General features: G+C 66.6%; 11 protein-coding genes and 1 pseudogene. 4 read left to right on the top strand and 8 right to left on the bottom strand.

Features of this window, described 5'->3' with window-relative positions; genetic code table 11:
* The 3 genes and pseudogenes from EN738_RS21760 to EN738_RS21745 form a co-directional block, all read left to right on the top strand.
* A pseudogene (locus tag EN738_RS21760) lies at window positions 1-102 on the top strand (IS110 family transposase); the annotation flags it as partial.
* Window positions 103-299: 197 nt separating this feature from the next.
* Window positions 300-2,168 (top strand): DEAD/DEAH box helicase, encoded by a 1,869-nt coding sequence (locus EN738_RS21755; RefSeq protein ID WP_127285512.1) that lies wholly within the window; start codon window positions 300-302, stop codon window positions 2,166-2,168.
* 378 nt (window positions 2,169-2,546) lie between these two features.
* Window positions 2,547-3,257, top strand: coding sequence for a DUF805 domain-containing protein (locus EN738_RS21745; RefSeq protein WP_127285511.1), 711 nt, complete (start codon window positions 2,547-2,549; stop codon window positions 3,255-3,257).
* On the opposite strand, the gene EN738_RS21740 is transcribed toward EN738_RS21745, so the two are convergent.
* The 6 genes from EN738_RS21740 to leuD form a co-directional block, all read right to left on the bottom strand.
* Window positions 3,247-3,732 carry a GNAT family N-acetyltransferase gene (locus tag EN738_RS21740; RefSeq protein WP_127285510.1) on the bottom strand — a complete coding sequence of 162 codons (486 nt, stop codon included), beginning with the start codon at window positions 3,730-3,732 and terminating at the stop codon, window positions 3,247-3,249. The genes EN738_RS21745 and EN738_RS21740 overlap by 11 nt on opposite strands.
* Window positions 3,733-3,736: 4 nt before the next feature.
* On the bottom strand, window positions 3,737-4,840 hold the full coding sequence (gene leuB, locus EN738_RS21735) for a 3-isopropylmalate dehydrogenase (RefSeq protein WP_127285509.1): 1,104 nt from the start codon (window positions 4,838-4,840) through the stop codon (window positions 3,737-3,739).
* Between the two features lie 596 nt (window positions 4,841-5,436).
* A complete protein-coding gene (locus EN738_RS21730) occupies window positions 5,437-5,787 on the bottom strand; it encodes a VOC family protein (protein WP_127285514.1) in 351 nt (116 codons plus the stop codon).
* 55 nt (window positions 5,788-5,842) lie between these two features.
* Window positions 5,843-6,226 carry a RidA family protein gene (locus EN738_RS21725; RefSeq protein WP_127285508.1) on the bottom strand — a complete coding sequence of 128 codons (384 nt, stop codon included), beginning with the start codon at window positions 6,224-6,226 and terminating at the stop codon, window positions 5,843-5,845.
* Window positions 6,227-6,538: 312 nt separating this feature from the next.
* Window positions 6,539-7,474: a hypothetical protein gene (locus EN738_RS21715; protein ID WP_127285507.1), complete on the bottom strand. Its 936-nt coding sequence runs from the start codon at window positions 7,472-7,474 to the stop codon at window positions 6,539-6,541.
* 73 nt (window positions 7,475-7,547) lie between these two features.
* Window positions 7,548-8,153, bottom strand: coding sequence for a 3-isopropylmalate dehydratase small subunit (gene leuD / locus EN738_RS21710; RefSeq protein ID WP_127285506.1), 606 nt, complete (start codon window positions 8,151-8,153; stop codon window positions 7,548-7,550).
* 146 nt (window positions 8,154-8,299) lie between these two features.
* Here leuD and EN738_RS21705 point away from each other — a divergent pair, with 146 nt between their 5' ends.
* Window positions 8,300-8,725 (top strand): GNAT family N-acetyltransferase, encoded by a 426-nt coding sequence (locus EN738_RS21705; protein WP_127285505.1) that lies wholly within the window; start codon window positions 8,300-8,302, stop codon window positions 8,723-8,725.
* 245 nt (window positions 8,726-8,970) lie between these two features.
* On the opposite strand, the gene EN738_RS21695 is transcribed toward EN738_RS21705, so the two are convergent.
* Together EN738_RS21695 and EN738_RS21690 are read right to left on the bottom strand one after the other, a co-directional pair.
* On the bottom strand, window positions 8,971-10,137 hold the full coding sequence (locus EN738_RS21695) for an FAD-binding oxidoreductase (protein WP_127285513.1): 1,167 nt from the start codon (window positions 10,135-10,137) through the stop codon (window positions 8,971-8,973).
* 30 nt (window positions 10,138-10,167) lie between these two features.
* Window positions 10,168-11,544: ATP-binding protein (locus tag EN738_RS21690; protein WP_127285504.1), on the bottom strand; the 1,377-nt coding region annotated here is incomplete at its 5' end.

The following is an 11,544-nucleotide window of genomic DNA, read 5'->3' as shown; positions in this document are numbered from 1 at the left end:
GTCGGCAAGCCGAAGATCGTCGCCGTCGTGGCCGTCATGCGAAAGCTGCTGACCATTCTCAACGCCATCATCCGCGACCAAAAACCATGGCAAACAGCTTGACAGCCAAGACAGTCGCTCTCCCCGTATAGTGACGGGGAGAGGGGCGCTGTCATGGCCGGTTTCGCCAATCGCCGCGCTGCGCACTGCCCTGTACAATGGCGGCCGCAAGAAGTAGGAACGCCCAAATACCGTTTGCCCGGCGCATGCCGGCCTTGTGCTCCATGACGAGCCAGAACCCCGAATTCCGAAAGAGAAAAATGTCCAGTTTCGAAACGATCGTGCCTGCGCTTGCAGAGGCGCTGGAGAAACGCGGCTATACCGCGCTGACGCCGGTGCAGCAGGCGGTGCTGGCGACCGAGCTCGGCGCGGCCGACGCGCTGGTCTCGGCCCAGACCGGCTCCGGCAAGACGGTCGCCTTCGGCCTTGCCTTGGCGCCGACCCTGCTTGGCGGCGCGGAGCGCTTCACCGATGCCGGCGCGCCGCTCGGCCTGGTGGTGGCACCGACGCGCGAGCTGGCGCTGCAGGTGCGGCGCGAGCTCGAATGGCTCTATGAGCTGACCGCGGCGCAGATAGCCTCCTGCGTCGGCGGCATGGACATGCGCAGCGAGCGGCGGGCGCTGGAGCGCGGCGCCGACATCGTCGTCGGCACGCCGGGCCGGCTGCGCGACCACATCACCCGCGGCGCGCTCGACATGTCGGCGCTCAGGGCCGTGGTGCTGGACGAGGCCGACGAGATGCTCGATCTCGGTTTTCGCGAGGACCTCGAATTCATCCTCGACGCGGCGCCCGCCGAGCGCCGCACGCTGATGTTTTCCGCCACCGTTCCGCGCTCGATCGCGACGCTGGCGAAGAGCTACCAGCGCGATGCCGTGCGCATTTCCGCCGGCGGCGAGGCAAAGCAGCATCTCGACATCGAATACCGGGCGCTCTCCGTGGCACCCGCCGACCGCGAGAACGCCATCATCAACGTGCTGCGCTATTACGAGGCGACCAACGCCATGGTGTTCTGCAACACCCGCGCCGCCGTCAACCACCTCACCGCGCGCTTCAACAACCGCAATTTCGCCGTCGTGGCGCTGTCCGGCGAGCTCAGCCAGAACGAGCGCAGCCATGCGCTGCAGGCGATGCGCGACGGCCGCGCAAAAGTCTGCATCGCCACCGACGTGGCGGCGCGCGGCATCGATCTGCCTAATCTCGACCTGGTCATCCATGCCGACCTGCCGACCAATCCCGAAACGCTGCTGCACCGCAGCGGCCGCACCGGACGGGCCGGGCGGAAAGGCGTCAGCGCGCTGATCGTGCCGAACAACGCCCGCAGGCGCACCGAGCGCCTGCTCAACAATGCCGGCCTGACCGCGACCTGGGCGAGCCCGCCCTCGGCCGACGAGGTGCTGCGCCGCGACGACGAGCGCATCCTCGCCGACCCGGCCTTCGGAGAGCCGGTGAGCGACGACGAACGCGGTTTCGTCGAAACCCTGCTCGAGCGCCACGGCGCCGAACTGGTCGCCGCCGCCTTCGTGCGGCTCTGCCGCGGCAGCCGCTCGGCGCCGGAAGACCTGCTCGACGTCGCGCCCTTCACGCCGTCGGGCGACAGGCCGGCGCGGCGCGACGAGCAGCCCAGCCGCCGCGACGGCTTCGGTGACAGCGTCTGGTTCTCGCTGTCGGTCGGCCGCCGGCAGAATGCCGAGCCGCGCTGGCTGATCCCGATGCTGTGCCGCACCGGCAATATCTCGAAGCGCGAGATCGGCGCCATCAAGATGCAACCGGAAGAGACCTTCGTGCAGATCGCCGCCGACTGGGCCGACCGCTTCCTGGCGGCAATTGGCCCCGACCGCAAATTGCAGAACAACATTGCGGTCAAGCGGCTAGACGGCACGCCCGACCTGTCGCGGGCCGGCTACCAGCTACCGAAGCCCGACAAGAAGCCGCATCGTGGCAAGCGGCCCTTCGAGGCGAACGCGCCCCAAGGTGCTCACAAGCCGAAATTCGAAAAGCGCGGGCAGCCCGAACGCACCGGCGCGACGGAGACCAAGCCCTGGGCGAAAAAGCCCGGCAAGCCGAAATTCGACAAACCAAGGTCCGACGGGCCGGCAAAGCACAAGAAGCCGAAGAACCGGCCGGGCTGAGCGTCTCATCGGATTCAGCGGTCCGTGGGCCCATCCAGCGATTCGTTGATGCAATCGCACCAATTGCCGAAGGCGCCGCCGCCCCTCATCGCCCTGCCGGGCACTTCTCCCCGTATAGTGACGGGGAGAAGAGGCTGGCCGCGATCTTGGCACCCATCCTGCGATGGCGATTGGCGAAATCGGCGATGGCAGCGCCCCTCTCCCCGTCACTATACGGGGAGAGGATGCCGGCAGGCAGGTGAGGGGCGGCGCCCACCTCGGATAGGCAAAGGAACGGGAGGCAGACCTGAAACGATTGCTCACCATGTCCGGCATGCCTCTTGCGATCCGCGTCGACTTTGAACAGTCTGGGCAAGGCGCAACTTTGGGGGCAAGGCCATGCGCGGCGAAATTCTGCACTATGACGAGGACCAGGGTTTTGGTTTCCTCACCGGAGCCGACGGCAACCGCTACAGCTTCGCGCGCGAGGACATGCGCCGCGAGACCTCGCTGGCCAAGGGCGCTGCGGTCGAGTTCCAGCCGGATCGCGGCCAGGCGCGCAACGTCTACTCGGTCCGTCCACAGGCCTCGGCCTCCCCAGGCGCCACCGCCCCGGCCGCCGCGCCGCCGCAGCAAGCCGCGCTTAGGCCGGCCGCCGCACAGCATTTCGGCCGCGCGGCCGACGCAGGCCCAGCTCAGTCCACCGGTCTGTGGGACTATTTCTGGCGGGCGGTGACGCAAAACTATTTCAACTTCGCCGACCGCGCCCGCCGCAAGGAATTCTGGGCTTTCTGCCTGTTCTGGACCATCAGCGTCATCGCGGTCGTCGCCATCGGCCTCGCCGCCGACGCGGCGATCGGCGATCTCGAGCCCGGCCAGGAAATGCCGGCGATGACGGTCGGCCTTTGCGGTCTGTTCATCCTGGCGTCGATCCCGCCCTGGATCGGCCTGATCGTGCGCCGCCTGCACGACATCGGCCTGACCGGCTGGCTTGCCATCCTCTGCTTCATCCCGACGATTGGCGGCCTCGCGACGCTGGTCTTCGCGCTGATCCCGACGCAAACCCGCGAGAACCAGTGGGGCCCGGTGCCGCAGGGCGTCAGGATTTAGCGGCCGTCTTCAGCGCCTCGCCCGACAACCGAAGAAAAATCTTCTGGCCGTGGCGCTCGGCACCGAGCTGCGTGTAGAAGCGCCGCGCGCCGTCGTTCCAGTCCTCGGTGGTCAGGTCGATGCGGCCGATGCCGTGGCTCAGGCAATGACCGGCGAGAAAAGCGACCAGCGTGCGGCCGGCGCCCTGGTTGCGGGCGCCTTCGCGCACGAAAAGATCCTTCAGGAACATCAGCCGTTCGAGATCGATGCCAGGATGGGCGATCGCCACCGAAGCCAGGCCGGCAACCTCGCCGCCGGCGAAAGCCAGCGCGAAATGCGGGTAGGCCGGGCTTTCATCGGTGAGCCACTGCCGCGCCACAGCCAGCGCCCGGTCGTGATCGAGCGGCGCCTGTCGGTAATGCGCCGCCATCTCGCAAAGAATGGTGGCGAGCGCCGCCGCGTCTTCGGTCGTCGCCCAGCGGACGTCGACCGCCATGGGATCAGCCCAGGAACTTGGCGATGATGGCGTCGCCCATCTGCACGGTGCCGACCTCGGTCATGCCTTCGGACATGACGTCCTTGGTGCGCAGGCCGTCGTCGAGCACGGCGGCAATCGCCGCTTCGAGCTTGTCGGCTTCGGCCACCATGCCGAAGGAATAGCGCAGGCACATGGCGAAGGAGGCGATCATGGCGATCGGGTTGGCGATGCCCTTGCCGGCGATGTCGGGCGCCGAGCCGTGCACCGGCTCGTAGAGCGCCTTGCGCTTCTTGGTCTTGACGTCAGGCGCGCCGAGCGAGGCCGACGGCAGCATGCCGATCGAACCGGTAAGCATGGCGGCGATGTCGGACAGCATGTCGCCGAACAGATTGTCGGTGACGATGACGTCGAACTGCTTCGGCCAGCGCACCAGCTGCATGCCGCCGGCGTCGGCCAGCATATGGTCGAGCTTGACGTCCGAATATTTCGCCGCGTGCGTCTGGCTGACCACCTCGTTCCACAGCACGCCGGATTTCATCACGTTGCGCTTTTCCATCGACGTGACGTGGTTCTTGCGCGTGCGGGCCAGCTCGAAGGCGACGCCGGAGATGCGCTCGATCTCGAACGTGTCGTAGACTTGCGTGTCGATGCCGCGCTTCTGGCCGTTGCCGAGATCGATGATCTGCTTCGGCTCGCCGAAATAGACGCCGCCAGTCAGCTCGCGCACGATCAGGATGTCGAGGCCCTCGACCACCTCCTGCTTCAGCGAGGAGGACGCGGCGAGCGCCGGGTAGCAGATCGCCGGACGCAGATTGGCGAACAGCTCCATGTCCTTGCGCAGGCGCAAGAGCCCGGCCTCGGGGCGCACTTCGTAAGGCACCTTGTCCCACTTCGGCCCGCCGACGGCTCCGAACAGCACGGCATCCGCCGCCATCGCCTTTGCCATGTCGGCATCCGAGATCGCCGCGCCATGCGCGTCGTAGGCGCAGCCGCCGACCAGCCCCTCATCGGTGACGAAGCCGCTGCCGAGTTTTTCGTTCATGGCCGCGATCAGCTTCTTCACCTCGGCCATGGCCTCGGGGCCGATGCCGTCGCCGGCGAGCAGGAGGAGATTTTTCGAAGCCATGGAGAACCGTCCCGATAGTGTTTGGAGAAACCGCGGCCTTGCTAAACGCCAAGTGGTCCGTACGCAAGGGGATGCAGAAGGCCGCGACGCCCCTTGCACCTGCCGGCCCTGCAGGAACTGGGTTCCTCGCCCCCGCCAGAGGCGGGGGAGAGGTGGCCGAGAAGCGGTCGGAGAGGGGGTCTTCGTAGGGTGCTGCCCCCGCTCCGTCTCGGCTTCGCCGAGCCACCTCTCCCCACGTCTAGGGAATGCACGCATCTTCTGTGAGTGGCGTGACTGATCGGCCGAGCCTTGATTGCCTCGTGGTTCCCCCGTCGCTGCTTCGCAGCGCCACCTTTCCCCCCTCCGGAGGGAAAGGAAGGGAGCATTGCTGGACGAGCGTTGACGGCAAAAGGCTTGGCGTCTTTCCTCTACCCCGTCGATCGAGGGAGAGGTGGCTCGGCGAAGCCGAGACGGAGTGGGGGTCGACCAGCGCTACATTAGATAATCCATGCGCCAAGCTGCCATGCACGCTATCGCAAAAACCAGCCGCTTGGAAATGCGTGCATGCCATAGCCCACTGTGTGGGGCGAGAAACCCAAGCTGGAATAGCGGCGCGCCTACCGGTGCGAAAGGACATTCACCAGCCGGCCGAACGGGTCGCGCACAAAGAAGCGCCGCACGCCCCAGGGCTCGTCGGCCGGGCCGTATTCGATGGCGAAGCCGGCCTTGCGCATGGCCGCAAGCGCCTCGTCGACGTCGTCGACCTCGATCGACAGATCAGGCACCGGCGTGCCGGAGCCGCCTTCAGTCATGAAGCTGATCTGCACCGTCATCGTCTCGGCCGAGCCGCTGGTGACGATCCAGCCCTGATCCATCAGCACATCGAGCCCGAGCACGTCCTTATAGAAATGCTGCGCAGCGGCGGTGTCTTGCGTAGCGATGTTGGCGACGATGCGCTTGACCTTCACCATCGGCTGATCCTCGCTTTGTGCAAGCTGGCGCCCCGGTCTGGCGCGACCTGCATCAGGCCGTGCGCCTGAGCGCGGTCACTTCGATCTCGATCTTCATCTCCGGCTTGTTGAGCTCGCAGACGATCATCGTCGCCGCCGGCCGGATTTCGCCGAACGCCTCGCCGAGGATCGGGAACACCACGTCAACATAGGCTTGGTCGGTGATGTAGTAATGCGCCCGCACCACATCGGCCATCTCGAAGCCGCCGTCGGCCAGGGCCTTGGCAATGGTGGCGAGGCAATTGCGCGTCTGCGCCTCGACCGTGTCGGGCATGGTCATGGTGGCATAGTCGTAGCCGGTGGTACCCGAGACGAAGCACCAGTCGCCCTGCACCACCGCGCGCGAATAGCCGGCGGTTTTCTCGAAGGGCGAGCCGGTGGAGATGAGTGTGCGCATGGAGAGCCTCGCAGTTGTTGCGGTTATCCTGAAGCAGACGGGCGATCCGGTCGTGAGCCAGGGAGCATCGATTGTCGGTGCAAAACTTTGATGCTGGCGGGCCAGCGCCCCCCTCTGGCCTGCCGGCCATCTCCCCCACTTGGGGGGAGATCAGATGTCGCCTTGGCTTTCGCCAACCACCAACGTTGCAAGGCGGGCGGGGCGCCGAAACAGCCAATCTCCCCCCAAGTGGGGGAGATGTCCGGCAGGACAGAGGGGGGCGCGAAGGAACGCGGCGAAGCAGAAGGCGCTCACGCGCCGCCCGGCAAGAACCTAATTCGCCGACCCCTGCGCGTCGTCATATGCTTTCTTGATATCCGCTGGCCAATCCTTCAGCGGCGGCCGAGCATCGGGCTCGCCATTGTCGCCGCGGCGGGCGAAATAGACCATGTGCTTGACCGGGTCGACCGCCATGAAGCCGTCATTGCCGCCGCAATCGTGTGGCACGCAGCCGGTGGCGTAGAAGGCGCCGGATGCGGTCTTTTCGGTGCCGCCGCCGACCAGCAGGCTGGTCGCCATGTCGGGCATGGTGTCGCCGAGCACCGCCTGCGCCGCCTTGTAGACGGCCTCGTTGTGGAAGGCGTCGATGATGTTGTCGTATTTCGACGGGTCGACATCCTTCCAGTCGGTGCCGGATTCCGGCGTGTAGGTGAGGTTGCCGGAGGTGGTCAGCCCTTCGGTCGGCGACCATTGCAGCGCCGCTCTCGTCTCTCCCGGCAGCAGGAAGGGCACATAGTAGATGGCGCTGTCGGAAACCGCGGGCGGCGGCGCGCCGCATTCGTCCTGCTCGACGGTGGTGGTCTGGATCTCGCCGCCTTCCGGCTTCCAGGCGATGACGCTCGCCGGCCCGCATTGATTGCCGCCATCGCCGACATCGAACAGTGCGACCTTGACGCCGCCGACCTCGACAATCTTGTCGAAGAAGACGTCGTAATTGTCGGCGAGCTGCTTGCCGTCATAGGCCAGCACCTTCTCGCCATACTCCTCCTGCTGGGTGATGGTGAACTGGCCTCCCTCGAAGGGGATCGGCGCCTGCTTGTCCTCGTCGGCCGGCGCCGCATCGGTGGTGCTCGACGCGCCCTGGTCGGCGGCGCCGCCGGACGCATCGTCGGCCGGCACCAGCACCGGGTCGGTCTGGGCATGCGCGCCCGCCATCGGCAGCAGGATCACCGCCAGCGCGCAAGCGCCGGCCAGAAGCGAGCGTGTCATGACTGTCCCTCCGTTCAGCCGCAGCACGAACCCGGCCTGTCGTGGCCGGGCTTAAGCATTCAGATACAGACGATCAGGCCCAGGGGCGCTGCGCGGCGTTCTTCTGCTCGAACGAGGCGATGGCGCCGGCCTTCTCCATGGTCAGGCCGATGTCGTCCAGCCCATTAAGCAGGCAGTGGCGCTTGAAGTCGTCGAGGTCGAACGTGACCACGCCGCCATCCGGCCCGCGGATTTCCTTGGCCTCGAGATCGACCGACAGCGTGGCGTTGGAGCCGCGCGAGGCGTCGTCCATCAGCTTGTCCAGGTCTTCCGGGCTGACGGTGATCGGCAGGATGCCGTTCTTGAAGCAGTTGTTGTAGAAGATGTCGGCGAACGAGGTCGAAATGACGCAGCGAATGCCGAAATCGAGCAGCGCCCACGGCGCGTGCTCGCGGCTCGAGCCGCAGCCGAAATTGTCGCCGGCGACCAGGATCTGCGCCTTGCGATAGGCCGGCTTGTTGAGCACGAAGTCGGGGTTTTCCGAGCCGTCCTCCTTGTAGCGCATCTCGGCGAACAGGCCGGTGCCGAGCCCGGTGCGCTTGATCGTCTTCAGATAATCCTTGGGGATGATCATGTCGGTGTCGATGTTGACGATCGGCATCGGCGCGGCGACGCCGGTCAGCTTGGTGAATTTGTCCATTGGCTTTTGCCCGTTTTTCGTTGCGGGGGATTTGCTGGCGCACGGTTTACACAAAGCCGGCGGCAAATGAAAGGCAACTGTTCGTGCGCGGATCGGCGGTCAGAAAAGACTTCGAAATCCTGGCCCCTTGGTGCAGTCTGGCGCCCATGACCGAACCATCCCGCGTCCTCTATGCCAGCGAGCCGGCGGTCGGCGTCGCCGAGTTCCGCCGCGTGCTGGTGGAATCCGGCCTCGGCGAGACGCGCCCCGTCGACGACGAGGCCCGGCTGACGACCATGCTCGGCAACGCCAACCTGGTGCTGTCGGCGCGCCTCGACACAGAGGGCAAGCCGCTGATCGGCGTCGCGCGCGGCGTCACCGACTTTGCCTGGGTCTGCTACATTTCCGAGCTTGCCGTTTCCCGATCCGCGCAAGGGCTCGGCGTCGGCAAGGGTCTGATGGACGAGGCGCGCCGCCAGCTCGGTCCCGCAGTCGCCATCAGCCTGATCTCGATGCCCGACGCCGTCGGCTTCTACGAGCGCATCGGCATGGCGCGCATGCCGGACGCCTTCTGGTTCTCCCGCAAGGGCTGATCCGGCTGGCGACCCTGAAGTCCTGCTTGAGACCGGCAAGCGTCGCGATCCTTCGCGCCCCCTCTGCCCTACCGGGCATCTCCCCCACATGGGGGGAGATCAGATGTCGCGCCGGCTTTCGCCAATCACCAACGTTGCAGGAATGGCACGTTCGGCGAAGCTGCTAATCTCCCCCCTCGTGGGGGAGATGTCCGGCAGGACAGAGGGGGGCGCTGTCCCGCCAGCGTCGAAGAGAAACTTCAACACTAAATCACATTCAACTCCCGGAACGCCCGCCCTTCGGCCACCCGGCTGTACCCGAACGCAGAGCAATCCACCGTTCGGTAGCCGCCATGCACGATCAGCTCGGAGAGCGCCTTGCCGACGGCCGGCGCCTGCTGCAGGCCGTGGCCGGAAAAACCGTTGGCGAAGAGGAAGTTCTCGACCTCCGGATGCGGCCCAATCACCGCGTTCTGGTCGAGCGTGTTGTAGTCGTAATGACCGACCCAGGCGCGCGTCGGCTTGATCGCCTCGAAGGCGGGGATGCGGGTCGCCAGCGTCGGCCAGATCACCTCCTCGAACAGCGGCCAGTTGACGTCGAAATCCGCGGGATCGGGAGCATGATCGCCTTCCTCCGGTTCGGCGCCGCCGGTGAGGTAGACAGAGCCTTCCGGCCGCACATAGATGCCGCTGGGATCGACCAGCAGCGGCATGTCGGCATATTTCTCGCGCGCCTCGAAGACGAAGACGTTGCGCTTGCGCGGCTCGACCGGCAGCTCCAGCCCGGCAAAAGCCGCGACCTTGCCGGCATTCGGGCCGGCGGCATTGACGACGATACCGGCTGCAAGCGTCTCGCCATTGTCGAGGCTGACGCTGGTGGTGCGATTGCCCTGCCGCGCGATGCCGGTGACATCGGCGGTGATGAAATCGATCTTCTTGTCGCGCAGCGCCTTGCGGAACAGCATCAGCAACGCATGCGCGTCGAACCAGCCCTCGCCGGTCCGCCCATAGGCGCCGGCGGAAATGCCTTCGGCCGACATCCAGGGGAAGCGGCGCGTCAGCTGCTCGGCGTCCTCCAGCAGAATGTCGGCGCCCTCGGCGATCTGCGCCGCATGATTGGCCTTCAGGATCGGCAGCCCGGCCTCGCCGGCGAGGATGAGATAGCCGCCCTCGCGGAAGCCGATATCGGCATCGGCGCCGAAAGTCTCCTTCAGCCGCCGGAACAGTTTCAGCGTGAACTGCGACAGGCGGATGTTTTCCGGGATCGAGAATTGCTGGCGGATCGAGGCCATGGAAAGCGTCGTCGCCGCATGGGAAAATTGCGGGTCGCGCTCGACCAGCGCGATCGAGCCGGAAAACCCTTCCTCGCGCAGATAGTAGGCGACCGAGGACCCGACGATGGCCCCGCCGATGATGACGATGTCGTAGCGCACTTTCTTCTCCGATCCGCCCAGTGGCATCCTTCACGCCACCGGCAGGCTGATCTCGAAGCGCGTGCCGCGCTCGCTGTCAACCAGCCTGATCGTGCCATCATGCGCTTTCAGGAGGGCCAGCACGATGCCGAGGCCCATGCCGGTGCCGCCGGTCTCGCGCCGCGTGGTGAAGAACGGCTCGAACACCTTGCCGCGGTTGCTCGGCGAAATGCCGGCGCCGTCATCGCTGACCAGGATGGTCGCCCGTTCCGCCGCGCTCGTGGCGGAGATCGAGACCAGGCTGGCGCCATGCCGCGCCGAATTGTCGATCAGATTGGCCAGCACGATCGCCGCGTTCTCGGCCGAGATGCGCAGGCCGGTCCCGGCGCCGGCCTCGACGCGGACCGTCAGCCGGATGTCCGCGGGCAGCAGCGCCAGCGCCGCATCGAGCGACGTGCTTTCGCCGCTGGGCGCGAGGTTTTCGACGCGCGCCAGCTCGAGCAGGCGGCGGACCAGCAGATTGAGCCGCCCGGCGTCGGTGACGATATTGTTGGAAAACCGCTTCCGCTCGGCCTCGTCCATCGCCTCGCCGGAATCGCGCAGCAGTTCCGCCGCGCCCTGGATCGCCGTCAGCGGCGATTTGAGCTCGTGCGAGACATAGGTGGCGAAAGTCTGGATGCTGTCGGACCGCGCCTGCAGTTTTTGCGCCATGTCGAGGAAGGCGGCGGACAGCTCGGCCATCTCGCGCGTGCCGTGATGGTCGAGCGGTTTCATCGCTTCGCGGTCGCCGGCGGCGATGCGCTTGGTGCGCTCGATCAGCCCGTAGATCGGCCGGCTGACCGTGCGCAGGAAGACCAGCCCGATCAGCAGCGTGCCGCCGACAATCGCGATCGCCGCGAGCGTCACCTTGCCGCGCTCGCCATAGAGATGCTTGACGATGTTGTTCGGCGTCCGCGACAGGTAGACCACGCCGGCGATCCGGCCTTCGACCGCGACCGGCAGGGCGACGAAGACCCGCACCCTGGTGCCGCGGCTGACCGAATAGAGCGGCGGCGCCGGCTGGTTGGGGATCCTCAGCCGGAGCGCGCTGGCGTAGCGGCCGGCAAGTGCTGCGCGCACCTCCGCGACATCGGCCAGCGACTGCCCGATCTCCTCGCGCCCGGCGATGACCACGCCTCTTGGATCGAGCAGCCGGAAGCCGGCCAGCGTCGTCTTCTGCGTTTCCGCGAGGATGCCGGAAAGCCCCGCGCCGATTGCCGCGAAGGCCGGATCGGCGATTGCCGCGACCGGGGCGGGCCGCGTCGGCAGCACAGTGTCGGAGGCAAGGTCGAGGCGCGGCTCGAGCGGCTGGTACGGCTCGTTCGTGCTGGCGCTCCGCTCGGCGTCGACTGCCACCGGCGCGCCAAGCTTGTCCGGCGCGATCCCCGC

Origin of the sequence: Mesorhizobium sp. M4B.F.Ca.ET.017.02.2.1 (genome assembly GCF_003998955.1) — a bacterium.
In the GTDB taxonomy this organism is placed as follows: domain Bacteria; phylum Pseudomonadota; class Alphaproteobacteria; order Rhizobiales; family Rhizobiaceae; genus Mesorhizobium; species Mesorhizobium abyssinicae.
This window is presented reverse-complemented; position numbering and strand designations above follow the sequence as displayed.

Bases quoted from the DNA above. Each gene is read 5' to 3' on its own strand.
- EN738_RS21740 (WP_127285510.1), bottom strand. From the start codon at position 3,732: ATGGCGGTCGACGTCCGCTGGGCGACGACCGAAGACGCGGCGGCGCTC.
- EN738_RS21755 (WP_127285512.1), top strand. From the start codon at position 300: ATGTCCAGTTTCGAAACGATCGTGCCTGCGCTTGCAGAGGCGCTGGAG.
- EN738_RS21745 (WP_127285511.1), top strand. From the start codon at position 2,547: ATGCGCGGCGAAATTCTGCACTATGACGAGGACCAGGGTTTTGGTTTC.
- EN738_RS21725 (WP_127285508.1), bottom strand. From the start codon at position 6,226: ATGCGCACACTCATCTCCACCGGCTCGCCCTTCGAGAAAACCGCCGGC.
- leuB (WP_127285509.1), bottom strand. From the start codon at position 4,840: ATGGCTTCGAAAAATCTCCTCCTGCTCGCCGGCGACGGCATCGGCCCC.
- EN738_RS21705 (WP_127285505.1), top strand. From the start codon at position 8,300: ATGACCGAACCATCCCGCGTCCTCTATGCCAGCGAGCCGGCGGTCGGC.
- leuD (WP_127285506.1), bottom strand. From the start codon at position 8,153: ATGGACAAATTCACCAAGCTGACCGGCGTCGCCGCGCCGATGCCGATC.
- EN738_RS21715 (WP_127285507.1), bottom strand. From the start codon at position 7,474: ATGACACGCTCGCTTCTGGCCGGCGCTTGCGCGCTGGCGGTGATCCTG.